Origin of the sequence: Allobosea sp. CS1GBMeth4, assembly GCF_900185715.1 — a bacterium.
In the GTDB taxonomy this organism is placed as follows: domain Bacteria; phylum Pseudomonadota; class Alphaproteobacteria; order Rhizobiales; family Beijerinckiaceae; genus Allobosea.
The window spans coordinates 186,448-206,298 of the sequence record NZ_FYAS01000019.1; the positions used below are offsets into that span (position 1 = coordinate 186,448).

Sequence of the window (19,851 nt, forward strand, 5' to 3'; positions counted from 1 at the left end):
AGCTGGATTGCTTCGCTGTCGATCGCAATGACGGAGTGGAAACCCGACATGTCGTGTTCATGGGTTCCGGGCTCAGCGCTGCGCGCTGCCCCGGAATGACGGAGGTAATTCCCGAGCGCGCTCACGACGCCAGCACCATGCCGGCCTCGACGTCCCAGGAGAGCCAGACCCTGTCCTCCCAGGCGAAGGGCCGCTCGATCCGGCGTGTGCGGTTGGTCAGCGAGACCTTGAAGAGCTGTCCCCCGTCGCCGCCGACCATGACCTGGACCATGGTCATGTCGCCGAGATAGCCGAGGTCCCAGATCTCGCCCGCGACCTTGTTGACGCCCTGCGCGGGCTCGTCATGGCTGAGCGCGATCTTTTCCGGGCGCAGGCCGACGGTGAGCGCATCGCCCGGCTGGCAGGCCGGCGCATCCTCGTCGAGCTCGATCGGACCGACATGCTGGTTCTCCAGCCTGACGAGATCGCCGTCGACGGCAGTGACCTTGCCGGCGATCAGGTTGATGTCGCCGACGAACTCGGCGACGAAGCGATTGGACGGCGCCTCGTAGATCAGGTCGGGCGGCGCGATCTGCAGCAGCCGGCCATGATCCATCACCGCCATGCGGTCGGCCATGGTCATGGCCTCGTCCTGATCGTGCGTGACCACCATGAAGGTCAGGCCGAGATCGGCCTGGAGGTCCATCAGCTCGTACTGCGTCTCCTCGCGCAGCTTCTTGTCGAGCGCCCCCAGGGGCTCGTCGAGCAGGAGGAGCTTGGGCTGCTTGACCAGGGCGCGGGCGAGCGCGACGCGCTGGCGCTGGCCGCCGGAGAGCTGGTCCGGCCGGCGCTTCTCCATGCCCTTCAGGCGGACGCGGCCGAGCATGGCATCGACGCGCGCGGCGATCTCGGCCCTGGGGAGGCCGTCGCGCCGGAGCCCGTAGGCGATGTTGTCGCCGACGGAGAGATGCGGAAACAACGCATAGGACTGGAACATCATGTTGACCGGCCGCCGGTGCGGCGGCACGGCCGTGATGTCGGCGCCGTCGAGCAGGATCTCGCCCTCGTCGGGCTGCTCGAAGCCGGCGAGCATGCGCATCAGCGTGGTCTTGCCGCAGCCGGACGGCCCGAGCAGGGCGAAGAACTCGCGCTGGTGGATCGACAGCGACAGCCGGTCGACCGCGACCGTCGCGCCGAAGCGCTTGGTCACGTTGCGGAACTCGACCAGCGGCCTGGCGGTGGGGTCGTTCCAGGGCTGGAAGTCGCGCCGGACGCTGCCGGGCGAGGCGCGCCTTCCAGCCGCCTCCGGCCGTTTCACCGCCCGCTCTTGACGCGGGTCCACAGCCGGTTGACCAGCCGCTGCGTCTTCTGGTCGTAAGGCGTGATCGTATAGAGCCGTGCCATCACCGCCTCGGGCGGATAGATGCCGGGATTGTCGCGGACCTCGGCCGACAGCAGCGGCCTCGAGGCGATGTTGCCATTGGCATACTGGATGAAGTCCGAGTTCTTCGCCGCCATGTCGGGCCGGTTGACGAAGTCGATGAACTTCAGCGCCGCGTCCTGATTGCCGGCGTCCTTCGGGATGACGAAGGAGTCGAACCACATCAGCGCCCCTTCCTTGGGGATGGAATAGGCGATCTCGACCTTGTTCTTGGCCTCAGAGGCGCGCTTCCTGGCCTGCAGCACGTCGCCGGAATAGCCGACGGCGAGGCAGATGTCGCCGTTGGCGAGCGCGTTGATGTATTCCGACGAGTGGAATTTCTGGATGTGCGGCCTGATCTTGCGTAGCAACTCGCCGGCCTTGTTGAGATCGGCCTCCTTCTTGGAGTCCGGATCGAGGCCGAGATAGCGCAGCGCCGCCGGGAACATCTCCTCGACCGCGTCGAGCACGTGCACGCCGCAATTCGAGAGCTTCTTGAGCTTCTCCGGATCGAAGACGACGCTCCAGCTGTCGATCACGGCGTCGTTGCCGAGCCGCTCCTTGACCTTGGCGACGTTGTAGCCGATGCCGGTCGTGCCCCACATATAGTTCACGGCGAACCTGTTGCCGGGATCGTATTTCGACAGGCGCTGCTGGATCTCCGGCCAGGCGTTCTTGAGGTTCGGCACCTTGGCGCTGTCGACCGGGGCATAGAGGCCGAGCGGAATGTGCCTCGGCAGGAAGGAGGCGGTGACGACGACGAGGTCGTAGCCGGTCTTGCCGGCGAGCAGCTTGGTCTCGACCGTCTCCATCTGGTCGAACGTGTCGTAGACGACGGTGATGCCGGTCTCTTTCTTGAAGGCGTCGAGCACCTCCGGATTGACGTAATCCGACCAGTTGAAGATGCGCAGTTCCTTGCTGTCCTGCGCCTCGGCCGGGCCGGCGGCGAGAGCGAGCCCGAGAGCCGCCGCGGCGGCCAACCTATGCATAACCGACGTCACCGTGCGCAATCTGCCCCTCCTCCGATGTCGCGGCCGCACGCTAGCAGCTTGCCGGAAAGCCTCAACCTCGATTTCGTGATCGGCGACCTCGCGCCGCGCCTTGTGGCGCCTGGACATCGCCCCCTATTTTCCACGGAAGCATGGTCCGGCGCCTTCTTCTCTTCTTCGCAGTCGTTTTTCTCCTGCCTCTCGGCACTCACGCCGCCTGGTGGCACTGGCAGCCGCTGGCCTCCGACTGGGCCCGCGCCGACTGGTCGAGCGCCGCGCTGCTCCCTGCCCCAGCCATCGAGCCCGAGGCGACCGTCCATATCTTCGCCGCCCGCGTCGGCCGCTGGCGCGGCGTCTTCGCCCATCACTCCTGGGTGGTGGTGAAAGAGAAGGACGCCTCGGCCTATACGCGCTTCGACGTGGTCGGTTGGGGCAACCCGGTGCGGGTCAACGTCCGCGTCGCCGATGGCCGCTGGTACGGCAATGTTCCCGAGGTGGTCGGCGAGATCAGGGGCGCGGCGGCCGAGGCGCTTATCCCCCGCATCCGCGAGGCGGTGAAGAGCTATGGCTACAGCAGCAATGGCTCCTATGCGGCCTGGCCGGGACCCAACTCGAACAGCTTCGTCCAGCACATCCTCGCCGAGGTGCCGGAGCTCGGCCGCGCCCTGCCGCCGACCGCGATCGGCAAGGACTGGCGCGAAAGCGGACTCTACGCCGGCTTCACGCCGAGCCGCACCGGCCTGCAGGCCTCGCTCTATGGGCTCGCCGGCATCACCCTCGGCTGGGTCGAGGGCGTCGAGATCAACCTGCTCGGCCTCGTCGCCGGCTTCGACCTGCAACGGCCGGCGCTGAAGCTGCCGGGCTGGGGGCGGGTGGGGCTGTGAGCCATTGCCGTCATTCCGGGGCGCTGCGATGGCGGCTCACCTCTTCAACGGCGATGTTCATAGATTCTGGGCTCATCGCTGAGCGATGCCGCGGAGTGACGGCGCAACGCCTCAGTTCCGCAGCACCAGACAAGCCCCGCCCGCCTGCCGCAGGCGGTTGCAGGCCAGAGTCGCCTCGCGCAGGCTCTGCGCCGGCAGCCTGACGCGGTAGAAGCGGCCCCTGCCCCGCCCCGCGACGGCCGATCCTAAAATCATGGTCGGCTTGCCGGCGAGCAGCGAGGAAAAGCGGGCCACGACCCGCTGATAGGAGGCGACGGCGCGCGCCTTCGAGGTGTTGCCGGCGAGCTGCACGCCGAACGGGCCATAGGCGCCCTCGACCAGCACGGCGGGGGGGGTGATGCGGATCGAGGCCACGGTGGCGAGACAGTCGGTCTCGTCGCGCGTCGCCGGCGGCGGAAGCTCGCCGGCACCTAGCCGCCACTCCTCCACGGAACGGCCGGTGACGAAGCGGACATAGGCCTGCGTCTCGTAAGGCAGCATGCCGCCGCGCTCGACCCAGCGCGCCAGCCGGTTCGGCCCGCCATTATAGGCGGCCGCCGCGAGGCCGAGATTGCCGAACCGATCCTTCAGCGCCGCGAGGAAAGACGCCGAGGCCGGGATTGCAGCCTCGGGATCGAACGGATCGGCGAGGCCGCGCTCGTTCGCCGTGCCCGGCATGAACTGGGCGATGCCCTGCGCTCCGGCCGGGCTGACGACATGTGGCCGGAAGCTGCTCTCACGCCAGATCAGACGGGTGAGGAAGGCGACCGGAAGATCATGCGTCTTGGCGGCGCCGTCGATCAGCCGGCAGATGGTCTGCGCCACGCTCTCGGTCTGCGGCTCGGCCGGGGCCGGGCTGGCCGGGAGCATCACAGCGAACGCGACCACAAGGCTGGTCTGCCATCGTCCTTTGACTTGCGCTGATTGTGGTCGCCCACGTTCCATCGAATTCGCGCCGTCATCCCGGACAAGCGGCAAAGCCGCGCGGCTCCGGGATCCATCATGGGCCGCCGGCGCTCTACGATGGATTCCGGCGCTCCGCCTCGCTGCGGCCGGAACGACGGCGCAGCGGACCAAAGCGGACCATCATCATGGCGATCGCATCACGCCGCGTCGAGCGCCTGGGCCAGGTCCGAGATCAGGTCCTCGATGTTCTCGATGCCGACCGAGATGCGGATCAGCGCGTCGGTGAGGCCGATCTCCTCGCGCAGCTCGCGGGCGACGCCGGAATGCGTCATCGCGGCCGGATGCGAGACCAGCGTCTCGGTGCCGCCCAGGCTGACGGCGAGCTTCATGATCTGGAGGTTGTCGAGCACGGCAAAGGCCTCCTTCTCGCCGCCCTTGACGTCGAAGGCGAAGGTCGAGCCGGGCGCGGTGCACTGGCGGTCGAAGACGGGCTTGCGCGGATCGCCCTCGGCGAGGTCGCCGAGATAGTGCACCTTGGCGACCTTCGGGTGCTTGCGCAGGTATTCCGCGACCTTGCGGCCGTTCTCGTTGGCGCGCTGCATGCGGATATCGAGCGTCTCGAGCGAGCGCATCAGCATCCAGCAGGAATTGGGATCGAGCTGCGTGCCGAGCGAGCCGCGCCAGCCCTTGACCTGCCGCACCAGTTCCTTCGCGCCGCTGATCGAGCCGCCGACGAGATCGCTGTGGCCGCCGACATATTTGGTCAGCGACAGCAAGGAAAGATCGGCGCCGTGCTTCAGCGGTTTCTGGAAGATCGGCCCGAGCATGGTGTTGTCGACCACGACCGGCGGGCGGTGGCCTTGGCTCTCGCCGAGCTCGTCGGCGATCGCCTTGCACGCGGCGAGGTCGACGAGGCCGTTGGTCGGGTTGGCCGGGGTCTCGACCAGGATCATCGCGACGCGGCCCTTGGCGGCGGCAGCCTGCGCGACCTGGCGCATCTGCGCGACATCGACGCCGTCCGTGAAGCCGAAGGCGGTGACGCCGAAGGCACCCATCTGGTTCTTCAGCAGCGTCTCGGTGCCGCCATAGAGCGGGCGGCTGTGGACGATGGTATCGCCCGGGCGCAGGAAGGCGAAGCAGGTCGTCGCGATCGCCGCCATGCCGCTGGCGAAGACGGCGCAGGCTTCCGCCTCGTCCCAGATCGCCAGGCGATCCTCGAGGATCTCCATGTTCGGATGGTTGAAGCGCGAATAGACCAGACCCGATTTCTCGCCGGGCTTGAGCTGGCGGCGGCCGGCGGTGAGGTCGAAGAAGTCCTTGCCCTGCTGGGCATTCTCGAAAACGAAGGTCGAGGTCAGGAAGACGGGCGGCTTGAGCGCGCCTTCCGACATGGCCGGCGAATAGCCATAGCCCATCATCAGGGTCTCGGGATGGAGCCGGCGATTGGCGATCCGGTCCTTGTGGTAATTATCGTCACTCATGACTGCCTCCTCGCCGGTGCCAGCGCGGCCCCGCAACGCGAGCCTAGGCCGATCGCAAGGCCATTGCATGAACGATCATTCGTATTCTAGAGCAAGTTTTTGCAGCTTCCTGCCCTACTGAGTGCCCAGAGGAGCAGATCATGCTCGATACGATCGACCGCCGCATGCTCCACCTCCTGCAGGAGGATGGCCGCATGACCAATCAGGACCTGTCCGAGAAGGTCGGCCTGTCACCGACCCCATGCCTGCGCCGGCTCAAGCGGCTGGAGGAGACCGGCGTCATCAAGGGCTATTCGGCGATCGTCGATCCGAAGGCCTATGGCCTGCCCTTCAGCGTCTTCGTCTCGGTGCGCCTCAGCCAGCAGAACCAGGAGCACATCGCCGAGTTCGAGAAGGCCGTCGAAGGCTGGTCCGAAGTGGCCGAGTGCTACCTGATGACGGGAAGCCAGGACTATCTGCTGCGGGTGCTGACCGACGGCATCGAGGGCTATGAGCGCTTCCTCAAGCAGAAGATGACGCGGCTGAAATGCGTCCAGTCGGTCGAATCCAACTTCGCCCTGGCGACGATCAAGAAGCGGGTCGGCCTGCCGCCGCTGTAGCTCAGCCGCCGGCGCGGTCGATCGCCCGGCGCACCACCTGCGTGACCTCGCTGTTCGACAGGAAGAGGTCGTGCCGCAGCAGGCTCCAGCCGCGCCCCGCCGTATCGGCGACCCGCACGCCGAGCTGCTCCAGCCGCTCGCGGTCGGCGGAGCCGGCGCGGGCGACGCCGCCGGCGATGCGCGAGGAGACCGCGAGCGCCTTGTCGCCGGGATCGACGATGACGGTCATGCGCCGGGCGATCGAGCCGAGCCGCGGCACGGTCTGCTCGAAGGCGTCGATGTCGACGTCGGGCGAAGCCAGCACCACCGCGCCGATCCGGTCCGACAGGCCCTCGAAATCGCGCAGCTCGCGCAGGCCTTCCAGGGTCAGGAAGCTGCCCATCGAATGCGCGACGATGTTGATCCGCCCGATCGTCGGATTGGCGACCAGCGCCTTCAGGGTCTGGACGAAGCCGTCGCGTGACCAGAGCGCGCTTTCGCGGTCATAGGCATAGGCGAGCAGGCCGCCGCCGGACGGCCAGGTGAAGAGGGCGGTGCGGCCGTCGAAGGCGAGCGCATGCGAGAGCTGGCCGGCGCTGCGCGCGGCCGATTCGAAGGTCTCGTTGAAGCCGTGCACGTATAGCAACACGTCGCGGCCCGTGGCGGCCTCGGAGAAGGCACGGGCGGCGTCGGCGGAGCTGCGCCGGGCGACGCCGAGCACGGCCCAGTCGCCGCTGACGACCGAGCTCACCTGGGCCGCGACACCCCGCCCCGGCGCCGACAGCCTGACCTCGGCGAAGGTCAGCCCGCTGCCGCGCTCCGAGCCGAAAAAGGGCGGCCGGTCGCCGGTCGGCTTGCGCGTGGTCGCGACCAGCAGCTGCGGCTCCTTGCCGAAGCTGGAGGAATCCGCGGGCCCGATGAAGGGAGAGACAGAGGCTTCGCTCTGCGCGCAGCCAGCCAGTCCGAGCCCGAGCAGGGCGACGAAGGAGCGGCGTGAAACGGCGTGTCGCGAAGGCGAGGTCACTGGCGAGATCCGGAATTTGGGGGTGCGAACCTTCTGGCCGCGCAATCCTTAAGGCCAGACCAACGCGGCCAGAATGGGGCAGGAGCGACCGATCCGTCGAACTCGCAAGGCGAGGCGGCAGGAACGCTTCCGCTGCGCGCCCTCTCTTGCTACCAGCGAGGCATGGTCGACCTGTCAGCACTCGGCGATGCGATTCTCAAGGGCGAGCGCGCGGCGCTGGCGCGGGCGATCACGCTCGCGGAAAGCCGGCGCGCCGACCATCGCGAACAGGCGCAGGCCCTGCTCGCCCGGCTCCTCCCGCAGACCGGGCATGCGATCCGCGTCGGCATCACCGGCGTGCCCGGCGTCGGCAAGTCGACGACGATCGATGCGCTCGGCAGCCATCTCACAGCGCAGGGCCGCAAGGTCGCGGTGCTCGCGGTCGACCCATCCTCGACGCGCAGCGGCGGCTCGATCCTCGGCGACAAGACCCGCATGGCGCGGCTGGCCGTTGATCCGAATGCCTATATCCGGCCCTCGCCATCGTCGGGCACGCTGGGGGGCGTCGCGGCCAAGACGCGCGAGACCATGCTGCTCTGCGAGGCGGCCGGCTTCGACGTCATCCTGGTCGAGACGGTCGGGGTCGGCCAGTCGGAGACGGCGGTGGCCGATCTGACCGATTTCTTCCTGGTGCTGATGCTGCCCAATGCCGGCGACGAGTTGCAGGGCATCAAGAAAGGCATCATCGAGCTCGCCGACATGCTCGCGGTCAACAAGGCCGATGGCGCGGGAGCGACCGCCGCGCGCGCCGCGGCAGCGCAATACAAGGCGGCGCTGCACATCCTCGCACCGGCCTCGCCGCTGTGGTCGACGCCGGTCGTGACGATCTCGGGCCTGACGGGGGCCGGCCTCGACACGCTCTGGGCGAGGATCGAGGAGCACCGAGCCCGCTTCGAGGCCAAGGGGCTGATTGCCGAGAAGCGCCGGCGGCAGGACGTGAAATGGATGTGGGCGATGGTGCAGGACCGCCTGCAGGCCAAGCTCCGGCACGATCCGGCGCTGAAGGCGCGCACGCCGAAGCTGGAAGCGGCCGTCGCCGCCGGCGAGATCGCGCCGACCGCGGCCGCCGACGAAATCGCGAAGGCGCTCGGCCTGTGACCCGGCAGCGGAGCCCGGACCTGCTCGTCACCGGCTTCGGCCCCTTCCCGCATGTCCGCGTCAACCCGACCGCCGGGCTGGCGCGGGATGTCGCCACCTCGTTGCGCCGGGCCGGCATGGCGGCCGAAGCCCTCGTCCTCGAAACCAGCTATGCCGGCGGTCTGCCCGCCCTGAGGGGGCATCTCGCCGAGACCAAGCCGCGCGCCGTACTGATGCTCGGCCTCGCCGCCCGCGCCCGCTTCGTCCGGGTCGAGCTGTTCGCGCGCGGCCGCTCCAGCCGGCTCCACGCCGACGCGCGCGGCGGCGGTCCGGCAGCGGCGGCTCCGGGGCGCTCCCTGCCGCAGCGGACCAGCGTCAGTGCCGGCACGGCGCTCGCGGCCCTGCAGCGCGCCGGCATCCGCGCCCGCACGTCGCCCTCGGCGGGGCGCTATCTCTGCGACGCCAGCTATGCGCTGGCGCTGGGCGCATGCGATCGGTGCGTCCCCGTGATCTTCATCCATGTCCCCTGGCTGCGACCGATGCCGGGGCTCAGGCCGCCCGGCACAGTGGGTGCTTTCCGCCCCGGACGAGAGCGCCTGATCGCAGCGTTGGCGGCAATGGGGCGCAGGCTCGCGATGGCCGGCCGATCGCCGCCGGGGCCCGCACGATAGGCGCAACGCGCGGCGAAAGCTCCCGCTCAGCCCGTTGCGCCGGCCGGCCGCACCATCTGCGTCGCGCGGACGCGGCCGACCTCGATGCCGTTCCAGTTCTTGAGGACGGTCTCGCGGAAGGGCGCGAAGTCCGCTTCGTCGCCCGCCTGCCGCGCCAGAAAGCGCTCGATCAGCGCGGTCATGGCGATCTCGGCGGCACGGCCGGCGCCGTCGTCGCATTTGAGCGCGATGCCGAAGCCCAGCTCCGGCAAGGCGCCGCAATAGACGCCCTCCGCCCCGGTCTTGATGAAGGCGCGGGCGCCGAAGACTCCCATGAAGCGGGTGTCGAAGCGGCCAGTTCCGGCGACCATGAACGGGTTGGCGGCGACCGCCTCGCGGATGCGCCGCGCCGCCTCGGCGCGTCTGGGACCGAAGCCATTGCCGGTGCCGAAGCGGGCGAAGCCGAGCGCCAGCGCCCTGAGCGGCACGGCATAGGTCGGGATCGAGCAGCCATCGGTGCCGGAGAGTTCGGCCGTGTGGGCGGCGCCCGTCACCTCCTCCAGCGCGCCCCGCACCGCCTGCTGCACCTTGTGGCCCGCCTTCACATAACCGGCCGGGTCCTCGTCGATGCCGCAGGAGAGACAGACGAATCCGGCATGCTTGCCGGAGCAGTTGTTGTTGAGCGCGGTCGGCTCGCGCCCGGCCCTGGCGAGGGCGCGCGCCGCCGCCTCGCCCATCGGCCAGTGCGCGCCGCATTCGAGACAGCCGGCGTCGCGACCGGCCTTCCTCAGCATGGCGAGCGAGGTCTCGGCATGGGCCTCCTCGCCGGAATGGGAGGCGACCGCGAGCGCGATCTCGGCCGGCGTCAGGCCATAGCGGTCGGCGGCGCCGCTCTCGAGCAGCGGCAGGGCCTGGAGCGCCTTGACCGCCGAGCGCGGGAAGACCGGCCGCTCGACATCGCCGAGCGAGAGCACGACCGCCCCGTCCGCATCGACGACGATCGCCGCGCCGCGATGGCGCGATTCGACCGTGCTGCCACGGGTCACTTCGGCGAGAACGGGGTTGTCCATCTGGCATCTCCGGCGGAACGGCATCGCCTTGTCGCGTTTGTCTCTCGACCTGTCAAAGCGCATGGCGCACAGTGCGGGCGCTGGGCCGATCAGCGCCCCGGCCACCCCGCCAGCTTGAGCAGAGCCATCGCCGACGAGGCTTGGCCCAGGATCCGATGAGCGACACCAGCACGGCCCCCGACTACGAGACCGAGTACAACAACCGCGCCCGGGTGCCCGAGCACCCCGGAATCATCGCCGGCTGGCAGCGCGACGCGGCGGCCTATCGCGAGGTCGCCGTGAGCGAGCTCGGCATCCGCTATGGCGAAGGCCCGCGCCAGACATACGACCTGTTCAAGCCCGTGACCGCGACGAGCGGGGCGATCGTGCTCTTCGTCCATGGCGGCTACTGGCAGGCGCTCGACCCGAGCTTCTTCTCCCATATGGCGCGCGGACTGAATCAGCGCGGCGTCCCTGTCGCGGTCGCAGGCTACGATCTCTGCCCGCAGGTCGAGCTCGGCCACATCGTCTGGGAGCTGCAGCAGGCCGCGGCCGCGATCTGGCGGCGCTACAACCTGCCGGTGGTCGCGGCCGGGCATTCGGCCGGCGGCCATCTCTCCGCCTGCCTGCTGGCGAGCGACTGGACGAATGTCGACGCCGGGCTGCCGGAGCAGCTGGTCCCGGCCGCCTACGGCATCTCCGGCCTCTACAATCTGAAGCCCCTGACCGAGACCAGCATCAACACGGCGCTGGGACTCACGCTCGAAGGGGCCGAACGCGAGAGCCCGCTGTTCTGGCCGGCGCCGTCGGGGCTCGTCATGGACGCCGTCGTCGGCAGCACGGAGAGCGCCGAATACCACAAGCAGAGCCGCCGGCTCGTCGACGTCTGGGGGCTGGAGGGCGTGCGTACCCAGTATGAGGAGATCGCCGGCGCCAATCATTTCACCGTTATCGCCGGGCTGGCCGATCCGCAGGACGCGATGACGCGCCGCATCGCCGAGCTCGCAGGCGCTTGACCGCCCCGCGGCAGGCTCTATCCAGAAGCGACAGGATTCCGGAGTGCGCGATGCAGACCTTCTTCGTCGAGATCAAATGCAGGCTCGGCAAGACCTATGAGGTCGCCAGCGAACTCGCCGATCGCGAGATCGCCTCGGAGATCTATTCGACCGCCGGCAATTACGACATCCTGGCCAAGTTCCATGTCGCGGCCGATGTCGACATCGGCCATTTCGTCGCCCAGAAGGTGCAGTCGATCCCGGAGATCGCCGACACCCACACGATCATCACCTTCAAGGCGTTCTGAGCGCCGCGGCGCCGGGTTATGAACAACTGTAAACTGTAGAAGAAAATTCTACGTCGCCCGCTGGCGGAGGCACCCCCGCTTGGCCTAAATAGCGCCAGAAATCGGGAGGTTCCCAGACATGACGACGATCACAAAATCCCTCGCGGCCGCCCGGGCGGCTGCGCTGGCCGCGCCGCTCGCCCTGCTCGCCGGCGCCGCCGGCGCCCAAGAGCTCAGGATCGGCCTGTCGGCCGAGCTCAGCGCGATGGATCCGCACTATCACAACGTCTCGCCCAACAACATGCTGGCCCGGCACATCTACGAGCCGCTTGTCGGGCAGGACGAGAAGCAGGCGCTGAAGCCCCTGCTCGCCGAGAGCTGGAAGGCGATCGACGACACGACCTGGGAGTTCAAGCTGCGCCAGGGCGTCAAGTTCCATGACGGCACGCCGTTCACCGCGGACGACGTGATCGCCACCATGCAGCGCGCCCCGAACGTGCCGAAGAGCCCGTCGAGCTTCTCAGCCTATGTGCGCGGCAAGGAATTCACCAAGGTCGACGACTTCACCGTCCGCGTGAAGACGGCGGCGCCGGCGCCGCTGGTCCCGACCGACCTCTCGACCTTCGGCATCATCCCGGCCAAGTGCAAGGACACCAGCACCGAGGACTTCAATCTCGGCAAGTGCACCACCGGCGGCACCGGGCCCTACAAGCAGGCCGAATACGTCGCCGGCGACCGCGTCGTGCTGACGCCGAACGAGACCTATTGGGGCGGCAAGGAGCCCTGGTCGAAGGTCACCTTCCGGATGATCACCTCGGCCCCGACGCGCGTCGCGGCACTGCTCGCCGGAGACCTCGACGTGATCGAGAACGTGCCGACCTCCGACGTCGCCCGCCTCAAGGGCGATTCCAAGCTCGCCGTCGCCAGCACGGTCTCGAACCGGGTGATCTATTTCCACATGGATCACTTCCGCGAGGTCTCGCCCTTCATCAAGGGCAAGGACGGCTCGGAGATCAAGAATCCGCTGCGCAACCTCAAGGTCCGCCAGGCGCTGTCGATGGCGATCAACCGCCCGGGAATCGTCGATCGCATCATGGAGAAGGAGGCGATCCCCGCCGGCCAGCTCCTGCCCGACGGCTTCTTCGGCACCTCGAAGAACCTGAAGCCGGTCGCCTATGATCTCAACGGCGCCAAGAAGCTGCTCGCGGAGGCCGGCTATCCGAACGGCTTCAAGATGAAGCTGCACGGGCCGACCAACCGCTATCTCAACGACACCAAGATCATCGAGGCGGTGGCGCAGATGTTCTCGCGCCTCGGCATCGAGACCGAGGTCGAGACGCTGCCGGCGGCGAACTTCTTCACCCGCGCCTCACAGGGCGGCCAGGGCAATGTGCCGGAGTTCTCCTTCATCCTGGTCGGCTGGGGCGCCGGCACCGGCGAATCCTCCGATTCGCTGAAGGCGCTGCTCGCCACCTTCAATCCGCAGAAGGGCATGGGAGCGACCAATCGCGGCCGCTATTCCAATCCCACCTTCGACGCGAAGCTCGAGGAGGCGCTGCGCACCGTCGACGACGCCAAGCGCGCTGCCGCCCTGGCCGAGGCGATGGAGATCAGCATGAACGATGTCGGCCTGATCCCGACGCACTACCAGCTGAACACCTGGGCCTCGCGCAAGGGCGTCAAGGTGCAGGCCCGCACCGACGAGTACACCCTCGCCACCGGCATCCGGAAGGAATGAGCCGGGCGGGTCGAGCATCGTCCGGGCTGGCTTGAAGCCCGGTCCGGACGGGGCGACACTCTTTTCCTGTTGACGTGCAGGGTGCCATCCCGCCGGCCCGAACCGGGCGGGATGGCGCCGCGCACCCAGATCCGGAAGGCACCGGACCATGCTGGCATTCGTCCTGCGCCGCCTGGCGCAAGCCCTCTTCGTCGTCGCGGCGATGCTCGTGATCGTCTTCTTCGGCGTGAACGTCGTCGGCGATCCGATCTACATGCTGATCTCGCCCGAGATGGACCAGCAGCAGATCGCCGAGACGGCCCGCGCGCTCGGGCTCGACCGGCCGATCTGGGAACAGTTCCTGGTGTTCCTGAAGAACGCCGCCCAAGGCGATCTCGGCCGCTCCTTCGTCCATGGCGAATCCGCCATCAAGCTGATCCTGCACCGCATGCCGGCGACGCTGGAGCTCGCCTTCGTCGCCCTGGTCCTGGCGATCCTGATCGGCCTGCCGCTCGGCCTCTATGCCGGGCTCAAGCCCGAGAGCCGGCTGTCGCGCTTCATCATGGCGGTCTCGATTCTCGGCTTCTCGTTGCCGACGTTCTGGGTCGGGCTGATGCTGATCCTGACCTTCGCGGTCAGCCTCGGCTGGCTGCCGGCGACCGGACGCGGGCCGACCGTCTCGATCCTCGGCTTCGAGACCTCGCTGCTCTCTCTCAAGGGCTGGCAGCATGTCGCCCTGCCGGCCTTCAACCTGGCCCTGCTCAAGATCTCGCTGGTGATCCGGCTGGCGCGGGCCGGCGCGCGCGAGGCGGCGCTGATGGACTATGTCAAGTTCGCACGGGCCAAGGGCCTGTCGCAGAGCCGGATCATCGGCGTCCACATCCTCAAGAACATCATGATCCCGATCGTCACCGTGCTCGGACTGGAATTCGGCTCGCTCGTCGCCTTCTCGGTGGTGACCGAGACGATCTTCGCCTGGCCCGGCATGGGCCGCCTGCTGCTCGAGGCGATCACCCGGCTCGATCGGCCGGTGATCGTCGCCTATGTCATGGTCGTCGTCGTGCTGTTCGTCACCATCAATCTCCTGGTCGACCTGATCTATTCGGCGCTCGACCCACGCGTGCGCCTGACGGAGGCGACATCATGAGCGAAGCCGCCCTGCCCGCCGCCGCGGCCACCCCGCCCGCCGCTCCCGCGAGGGAGGAGACGCCTTTCCGGCGTTTCGTCCGCTCCTTCGTCGAGGACCGGCTGGCGCTGTTCGGCCTCGCACTGTTTCTGCTGATCGTGCTGCTCGCCCTCGCTGCCCCGCTGATCGCGCCGCAGAACCCCTACGACCTGGCGAGCGTCGACGTGATGGATTCGCGCCAGCCGCCGGGCGCGGTCTCCGGCGAGGGCTTCACCATGTGGCTCGGCTCGGACGGCGTCGGCCGCGACCTGCTCTCCGGCATCCTCTACGGCCTGCGCATCTCTCTGATGGTCGGGGCCTTCTCCGGCATCCTGGCGGCGACGCTCGGCGCGGCGATCGGCCTGATCGCGGCCTATGCCGGCGGACGCACCGAGACGGTGATCATGCGCCTCGTCGACCTGCAGCTCTCGCTGCCGTCGGTGCTGGTCGCGCTGATCCTCGTCGCGGCCCTCGGCAAGGGCGTCGACAAGATCATCGTTGCCCTCGTGATGGTGCAATGGGCCTATTACGCCCGCACCGTGCGCGGCTCGGCGCTGGTCGAGCGGCGCAAGGAATATGTCGAGGCGGCGCAGTCGCTCGGCCTTTCCCATGCCCGCACCGTCTTCCGGCACATCCTGCCGAACTGCCTCGCGCCGGTGATCGTCATCGTCACCGTGCAGACGGCGCACGCGATCTCGCTGGAAGCGACGCTCTCCTTCCTCGGCGTCGGCCTGCCGCAGACCGAGCCCTCGCTCGGCGTCCTGATCGCCAACGGCTTCCAGTACATGCTCTCGGGCAGCTACTGGATCTCGGTCTTCCCCGGCTTCGCGCTGCTCCTGACGATCGTCTCGATCAACCTCGTCGGCGACCGCCTGCGCGACGTGCTCAACCCGCGGCTGGAGAAGTGAGCATGGCGCCAGTTCTCGAAGTCAGCGGGCTCAAGACCCATTTCTTCACCCGCGCCGGCACGGTGAAGTCGGTCGACGGCGTCTCCTTCCATGTCGAGCGCGGCGAGGTGCTGGGCCTCGTCGGCGAATCCGGCTCGGGCAAGTCGGTCACCGGCTTTTCGGTGATGGGGCTGATCGATCCGCCGGGCAGAATCGTCGAGGGCTCGATCAGGCTCAACGGCAAGGAGCTGGTCGGGCTCGACGAGGAGGGCTTCCGCAAGGTCCGCGGCCGCGAGGTCGCGATGATCTTCCAGGATCCGATGATGACGCTGAATCCGGTCCTGCGCGTCGACACGCAGATGATCGAGGCGGTCACCGCCCATGACAGGGTCTCGCACAAGGCGGCGCGCGAGCGCGCGCGCGACGCCCTCGCCAAGGTCGGCATCCCCTCGCCGGAGGAGCGGCTCAACGCCTATCCGCACCAGTTCTCCGGCGGGATGCGCCAGCGCGTCGCGATCGCGATCGCCCTGCTGCATCGCCCGCCGCTGATCATCTGCGACGAGCCGACGACGGCGCTCGACGTCACCATCCAGAGCCAGATCCTCGCCGAGATGCAGGCGCTCTGCACAGAGACCGGCACGGCACTGGTCTGGATCACCCATGATCTCGGCGTCGTCGCCGGCCTCGCCGACCGGATCGCGGTGATGTATGCCGGCCGCATCGTCGAGACCGGCCCGGTCGATCCGGTGCTCGACACGCCGCTTCACCCCTACACCAGCGGGCTGCTCGGCTCGCTGCCCGCCGAGGGCGAGCCCGGCGCGCCGCTGCGCCAGATCAGGGGCTCGACGCCTTCTCTGGCACGCCTGCCGCAGGGCTGCGCCTTCGCGCCGCGCTGCGACTATGCGCAGGCCGACTGCCTCGCCACCGCGCCGGAGCCGACCCCCTTCCCGGGCGGACGCGCCGCACGCTGCCACCACCCGCTGAACCTCGCCGGAGTCGCCGCATGAGCGCGCCGATCCTGACCCTCGAAGGCGTCTCGAAGCGCTTCACCAAGCCGCTCGACGCCGCCTCGAAATTCGCCAATCTGCTCGGCGCGAACTACAGCGAGCAGACCGTCCACGCCGTCGACAGCGTCGATCTCTCGGTCCGCCAGGGCGAGGTCGTCGGCCTCGTCGGCGAATCGGGTTGCGGCAAGTCGACGCTCGGGCGCGTCGTCGCCGGCGTCCACCAGGCGAGCTCCGGCCGCGTCTCCTGGCGCGGGCGCTACACGGACGAGATGTCGGCACCGGAGCGGAAGGCGGCGACGCTCGCCATCCAGATGATCTTCCAGGACCCGATGTCCTCGCTCAATCCGCGCCTGCGCGTCACCGACATCGTCGGCGAGGCGCCGGTCGTGCACGGGCTGGTGGCGAAGGCGCAGCAGGACGCCTATGTCGCCGAGGTGCTCGACCGGGTCGGGCTCGATTCGACCTATCGCCGCCGCTATCCGCACCAGTTCTCGGGCGGGCAGCGCGCCCGTATCGGCATCGCGCGGGCGCTGGCGGTCAAGCCGCAATTCCTGGTCTGCGACGAGAGCGTGGCCGCACTTGATGTATCGATTCAGGCCCAGGTCCTGAATCTTTTCATGAAGCTGCGCGACGAACTTAACCTGACTTATCTCTTCATCAGCCATGATCTCTCGGTGGTCCGCCATCTCTCCGACCGGGTCGTGATCATGTATCTCGGCCGCGTCGTCGAGGCCGCGCCGGCGCGCGAGCTGTTCAAGGGCCCGCAGCATCCCTACGCGCAGGCGCTGCTCGCCAATGTCCCGACGATCAGCGCCCGCAAGAAGCGTTTCGCGGCGCTGAAGGGCGAGATCCCCTCGCCGCTGCATCCGCCGCCCGGCTGCCATTTCCACCCGCGCTGCCCGATGGCGGGGCCGCGCTGCAGGGCCGAGCGCCCGGCGCTCAAGGAGATCGCCGCCGGCCATGTCGCCGCCTGCCATCTGCACGATGGCGGCGTCGGCGCGCTGGCGGCCTGAGCGGGTTGCGTTCTGAACCAGGATTATTGCCGCGACGGCGCTTGACGCGGACGGGCGTTCCGCGCGACCTCGGGGCTTGCAGCGACTAGCGCTGGCAGGCAGCCCGGGGGAACCGAAGCAATGAAAGGCACCTTGTCGACGGATCTCCGTTCGGGCGCGCTCGTCTATCACCGTCTTCCCAAGCCCGGTAAGCTCGAGATCCAGGCGACCAAGCCGCTCGGCAACCAGCGCGACCTCGCGCTCGCCTATTCGCCCGGCGTCGCCGCGGCCTGCGAGGCGATCGTCGAGGACCCCGCCCAGGCCGCCGAGCTGACCTCGCGCCAGAACCTCGTCGCCGTCATCACCAACGGCACGGCCGTGCTCGGGCTCGGCGATATCGGCCCGCTCGCCTCCAAGCCCGTGATGGAGGGCAAGGCCGTCCTGTTCAAGAAGTTCGCCGGAATCGACTGCTTCGACATCGAGGTCGAGCAGAAGAACATCGACAAGTTCGTCGACGTGGTCGCGGCCCTCGAGCCGACCTTCGGCGGCATCAACCTGGAGGACATCAAGGGCCCCGAATGCTTCGAGATCGAGGAGAAGCTGAAGGCCCGGATGAACATCCCGGTCTTCCATGACGACCAGCACGGCACGGCCATCATCGTCAGCGCCGCCGTGCTGAACGGGCTCGACCTCGCGGGCAAGAAGATCGGCCAGGTCAAGATCGTCGTCTCCGGCGCCGGCGCGGCCGCGCTCGCCTGCCTCAACCTCCTGGTCTCGCTCGGCGCGACGCGGGAGAACATCTGGGTCACCGATCTCGACGGCGTGGTCTACAAGGGCCGCAACACGCTGATGGACCGCTGGAAGGAGGTCTACGCGCAGGAGACCGAGGCGCGCACCCTCGCCGACGTCATCCCCGGCGCCGACATCTTCCTCGGCCTCTCGGCCGCCGGCGTGCTGAAGCCCGAGATGGCCAAGGAAATGGCGGCGAAGCCGCTGATCCTGGCGCTCGCCAACCCCTATCCAGAGATCATGCCGGAGGAGGCGCTGGCCGTCCGCCCGGACGCGATGATCTGCACCGGCCGCTCCGATTATCCGAACCAGGTCAACAACGTCCTCTGCTTCCCCTATATCTTCCGGGGCGCGCTCGACGTGCAGGCCACCACGATCAACGAGGCGATGAAGCTCGCCGCCGTGCGCGCCATCGCCGCGCTCGCCCGCGAGGCGACCTCGGACGTGGCGGCGCGCGCCTATGGCGGCGAGGCCTCGACCTTCGGCGCGACCTCCCTGATCCCCAACCCGTTCGACCCGCGCCTGATCCTGCGCATCGCGCCGGCGGTGGCGGAGGCGGCGATGACGACGGGCGTCGCCAAGAAGCCGCTGATCGATCTCGAAGCCTATCGCGAGGACCTGTCGCGCTTCGTCTTCCGCTCCGGCTTCCTGATGAAGCCGCTCTTCGCCAAGGCCAAGGCCGACCCGAAGCGGGTGATCTACGCCGAAGGCGAGGACGAGCGCGTGCTGCGCGCCGCCCAGGTCGCGATCGAGGAAGGCATGGCGATCCCGATCCTGATCGGCCGGCCCTCGGTGATCGAGACGCGCATCAAGCGCTTCGGCCTGTCGATCCGGCCCGGCGTCGATTTCGAGCTGGTCAATCCCGAGGACGACCCGCGCTATCGCGACTACGTCCAGACCTATCTCGACATCGCCGGCCGCCGCGGCATCACGCCCGAGGCGGCGCGGGTACTGGTGCGCACCAACAATACGGTGATCGCGGCGCTGGCGGTGATGCGCGGCGAGGCCGACGCGATGATCACCGGCCTGGAGGGCCGTTTCCTCTCCCGGCTGCGCCATATCCGCGACATCATCGGGCTCGAGCCCGGGGTGTGCGATCTGGCTGCGATGACGCTGATCATCACCAGCAAGGGCGGCTTCTTCCTGGCAGACACCCATGTGAAATACGACCCCACCGCCGAGGAAGTCGCCGACATGGCGGTCCTGGCGGCGGGCCATGTCGCGCGCTTCGGCATCGAGCCCAAGATCGCCCTGCTCTCGCATTCGGATTTCGGTGCGGCCGACACGCCGAGCTCGACCAAGATGCGCAAGGCGGTGAAGCTGATCCAGGAGCGGGCGCCGGAACTGGAATGCGACGGCGAGATGGAGGCCGACACCGCCCTCCTCGCCGCCATCCGCGAGCGCGTTCTGCCCTCCTCGAAGCTGAAGGGCGTCGCCAACGTCCTGATCTTCCCCAATCTCGACGCCGCCAACATCGCCTATCAGTTCGCCAAGGTACTGGCGGACGCGCTCCCCGTCGGACCGATCCTGATCGGAGCCGCCAAGCCGGTGCACATCCTCACCGGCTCGGTGACGGCGCGCGGCGTCGTCAACATGACGGCGGTCGCGGTCGCGGAAGCCCAGGGCCGCTCGGCCGCCGGATGACCTTGCGGGAACGCCTGTCCGGAACCGGTGCTGTGGCGGCTTTCCGAGCGAGGCCAGCAGCTTAGCGAGAGCGGTTGATACCGGCTTTTCGCTCTTGGCGGGCGCGGCGGGATAGGCTCATACTTCGCTTCGGGACGGGGAAAGGGGCCCGCCCCGGAACGTTCGGAGAGCGCCCATGCGTGAGATCCACCGCCAATCCGGATTCCGGCGCGCCATTCGGCCGCTCGCCCTGGCGAGCGGCCTTTTTCTTGCG

At 68.5% G+C, this 19,851-nt stretch carries 18 protein-coding genes; 12 read left to right on the forward strand and 6 right to left on the reverse strand.

Annotation, left to right across the window (positions count from 1 at the left end):
- Positions 1–121: 121 nt before the first annotated feature.
- A complete protein-coding gene (locus tag CS1GBM4_RS12235; RefSeq protein ID WP_186418992.1) occupies positions 122–1,297 on the reverse strand; it encodes an ABC transporter ATP-binding protein in 1,176 nt (391 codons plus the stop codon).
- Positions 1,294–2,388: a polyamine ABC transporter substrate-binding protein gene (locus CS1GBM4_RS12240; RefSeq protein WP_186418993.1), complete on the reverse strand. Its 1,095-nt coding sequence runs from the start codon at positions 2,386–2,388 to the stop codon at positions 1,294–1,296. Before CS1GBM4_RS12240 ends, CS1GBM4_RS12235 begins: the two co-directional genes overlap by 4 nt.
- A 152-nt stretch (positions 2,389–2,540) precedes the next feature.
- Here CS1GBM4_RS12240 and CS1GBM4_RS12245 point away from each other — a divergent pair, with 152 nt between their 5' ends.
- On the forward strand, positions 2,541–3,272 hold the full coding sequence (locus CS1GBM4_RS12245) for a DUF3750 domain-containing protein (RefSeq protein WP_186418994.1): 732 nt from the start codon (positions 2,541–2,543) through the stop codon (positions 3,270–3,272).
- A gap of 111 nt (positions 3,273–3,383) precedes the next feature.
- Here CS1GBM4_RS12245 and CS1GBM4_RS12250 read toward each other — a convergent pair whose 3' ends face one another.
- Entirely contained in the window at positions 3,384–4,181 is a 798-nt protein-coding gene (locus CS1GBM4_RS12250) for a lytic transglycosylase domain-containing protein (protein WP_244607187.1), read from the reverse strand.
- Between the two features lie 233 nt (positions 4,182–4,414).
- Positions 4,415–5,698 (reverse strand): cystathionine gamma-synthase family protein, encoded by a 1,284-nt coding sequence (locus CS1GBM4_RS12255; protein ID WP_186418996.1) that lies wholly within the window; start codon positions 5,696–5,698, stop codon positions 4,415–4,417.
- 140 nt (positions 5,699–5,838) lie between these two features.
- Here CS1GBM4_RS12255 and CS1GBM4_RS12260 point away from each other — a divergent pair, with 140 nt between their 5' ends.
- Positions 5,839–6,297 (forward strand): Lrp/AsnC family transcriptional regulator, encoded by a 459-nt coding sequence (locus tag CS1GBM4_RS12260; RefSeq protein WP_186418997.1) that lies wholly within the window; start codon positions 5,839–5,841, stop codon positions 6,295–6,297.
- Between the two features lies 1 nt (position 6,298).
- On the opposite strand, the gene CS1GBM4_RS12265 is transcribed toward CS1GBM4_RS12260, so the two are convergent.
- Positions 6,299–7,300, reverse strand: coding sequence for an alpha/beta hydrolase (locus tag CS1GBM4_RS12265; protein ID WP_186418998.1), 1,002 nt, complete (start codon positions 7,298–7,300; stop codon positions 6,299–6,301).
- A 162-nt stretch (positions 7,301–7,462) separates the two neighbouring features.
- Here CS1GBM4_RS12265 and meaB point away from each other — a divergent pair, with 162 nt between their 5' ends.
- Complete coding sequence (gene meaB / locus CS1GBM4_RS12270) at positions 7,463–8,437, forward strand: methylmalonyl Co-A mutase-associated GTPase MeaB (RefSeq protein ID WP_186418999.1); 975 nt, start codon at positions 7,463–7,465, stop codon at positions 8,435–8,437.
- Positions 8,434–9,087 (forward strand): peptidase C15, encoded by a 654-nt coding sequence (locus tag CS1GBM4_RS12275; RefSeq protein ID WP_186419000.1) that lies wholly within the window; start codon positions 8,434–8,436, stop codon positions 9,085–9,087. The genes meaB and CS1GBM4_RS12275 overlap by 4 nt, the downstream gene beginning before the upstream one ends.
- Positions 9,088–9,113: 26 nt before the next feature.
- Here CS1GBM4_RS12275 and CS1GBM4_RS12280 read toward each other — a convergent pair whose 3' ends face one another.
- Positions 9,114–10,136, reverse strand: a complete 1,023-nt coding sequence (locus CS1GBM4_RS12280) for an asparaginase (protein WP_186419001.1) — start codon at positions 10,134–10,136, stop codon at positions 9,114–9,116.
- 155 nt (positions 10,137–10,291) lie between these two features.
- Between CS1GBM4_RS12280 and CS1GBM4_RS12285 the strand changes: the two genes are divergently transcribed.
- From CS1GBM4_RS12285 to CS1GBM4_RS12320, 8 genes are all read left to right on the forward strand, one after another.
- Positions 10,292–11,131, forward strand: a complete 840-nt coding sequence (locus tag CS1GBM4_RS12285) for an alpha/beta hydrolase (RefSeq protein WP_186419002.1) — start codon at positions 10,292–10,294, stop codon at positions 11,129–11,131.
- A 50-nt stretch (positions 11,132–11,181) separates the two neighbouring features.
- Positions 11,182–11,418, forward strand: a complete 237-nt coding sequence (locus CS1GBM4_RS12290) for an Lrp/AsnC ligand binding domain-containing protein (protein WP_061964496.1) — start codon at positions 11,182–11,184, stop codon at positions 11,416–11,418.
- Positions 11,419–11,536: 118 nt separating this feature from the next.
- The gene (locus CS1GBM4_RS12295) at positions 11,537–13,135 is read left to right on the forward strand and encodes an ABC transporter substrate-binding protein (protein WP_186419003.1); all 1,599 of its coding nucleotides are present in this window, start codon (positions 11,537–11,539) and stop codon (positions 13,133–13,135) included.
- Positions 13,136–13,283: 148 nt separating this feature from the next.
- A complete protein-coding gene (locus tag CS1GBM4_RS12300) occupies positions 13,284–14,261 on the forward strand; it encodes an ABC transporter permease (RefSeq protein WP_186419004.1) in 978 nt (325 codons plus the stop codon).
- Positions 14,258–15,187 (forward strand): ABC transporter permease, encoded by a 930-nt coding sequence (locus tag CS1GBM4_RS12305; protein WP_186419005.1) that lies wholly within the window; start codon positions 14,258–14,260, stop codon positions 15,185–15,187. Before CS1GBM4_RS12300 ends, CS1GBM4_RS12305 begins: the two co-directional genes overlap by 4 nt.
- Before the next feature lie 2 nt (positions 15,188–15,189).
- Positions 15,190–16,173 (forward strand): ABC transporter ATP-binding protein, encoded by a 984-nt coding sequence (locus CS1GBM4_RS12310; protein ID WP_186419006.1) that lies wholly within the window; start codon positions 15,190–15,192, stop codon positions 16,171–16,173.
- The gene (locus CS1GBM4_RS12315; protein WP_186419007.1) at positions 16,170–17,186 is read left to right on the forward strand and encodes an ABC transporter ATP-binding protein; all 1,017 of its coding nucleotides are present in this window, start codon (positions 16,170–16,172) and stop codon (positions 17,184–17,186) included. The genes CS1GBM4_RS12310 and CS1GBM4_RS12315 overlap by 4 nt, the downstream gene beginning before the upstream one ends.
- Before the next feature lie 120 nt (positions 17,187–17,306).
- Positions 17,307–19,598: an NADP-dependent malic enzyme gene (locus tag CS1GBM4_RS12320; RefSeq protein ID WP_186419008.1), complete on the forward strand. Its 2,292-nt coding sequence runs from the start codon at positions 17,307–17,309 to the stop codon at positions 19,596–19,598.
- Positions 19,599–19,851: the final 253 nt, after the last annotated feature.

Coding starts and splice junctions, on each gene's coding strand:
- CS1GBM4_RS12260 (WP_186418997.1), top strand. CDS start 5,839: ATGCTCGATACGATCGACCGCCGCATGCTCCACCTCCTGCAGGAGGAT.
- CS1GBM4_RS12295 (WP_186419003.1), top strand. CDS start 11,537: ATGACGACGATCACAAAATCCCTCGCGGCCGCCCGGGCGGCTGCGCTG.
- CS1GBM4_RS12290 (WP_061964496.1), top strand. CDS start 11,182: ATGCAGACCTTCTTCGTCGAGATCAAATGCAGGCTCGGCAAGACCTAT.
- CS1GBM4_RS12250 (WP_244607187.1), bottom strand. CDS start 4,181: ATGCTCCCGGCCAGCCCGGCCCCGGCCGAGCCGCAGACCGAGAGCGTG.
- CS1GBM4_RS12315 (WP_186419007.1), top strand. CDS start 16,170: ATGAGCGCGCCGATCCTGACCCTCGAAGGCGTCTCGAAGCGCTTCACC.
- CS1GBM4_RS12285 (WP_186419002.1), top strand. CDS start 10,292: ATGAGCGACACCAGCACGGCCCCCGACTACGAGACCGAGTACAACAAC.
- CS1GBM4_RS12310 (WP_186419006.1), top strand. CDS start 15,190: ATGGCGCCAGTTCTCGAAGTCAGCGGGCTCAAGACCCATTTCTTCACC.
- CS1GBM4_RS12280 (WP_186419001.1), bottom strand. CDS start 10,136: ATGGACAACCCCGTTCTCGCCGAAGTGACCCGTGGCAGCACGGTCGAA.
- CS1GBM4_RS12305 (WP_186419005.1), top strand. CDS start 14,258: ATGAGCGAAGCCGCCCTGCCCGCCGCCGCGGCCACCCCGCCCGCCGCT.
- CS1GBM4_RS12320 (WP_186419008.1), top strand. CDS start 17,307: ATGAAAGGCACCTTGTCGACGGATCTCCGTTCGGGCGCGCTCGTCTAT.
- CS1GBM4_RS12240 (WP_186418993.1), bottom strand. CDS start 2,388: ATGCATAGGTTGGCCGCCGCGGCGGCTCTCGGGCTCGCTCTCGCCGCC.
- CS1GBM4_RS12255 (WP_186418996.1), bottom strand. CDS start 5,698: ATGAGTGACGATAATTACCACAAGGACCGGATCGCCAATCGCCGGCTC.
- CS1GBM4_RS12300 (WP_186419004.1), top strand. CDS start 13,284: ATGCTGGCATTCGTCCTGCGCCGCCTGGCGCAAGCCCTCTTCGTCGTC.
- meaB (WP_186418999.1), top strand. CDS start 7,463: ATGGTCGACCTGTCAGCACTCGGCGATGCGATTCTCAAGGGCGAGCGC.
- CS1GBM4_RS12245 (WP_186418994.1), top strand. CDS start 2,541: ATGGTCCGGCGCCTTCTTCTCTTCTTCGCAGTCGTTTTTCTCCTGCCT.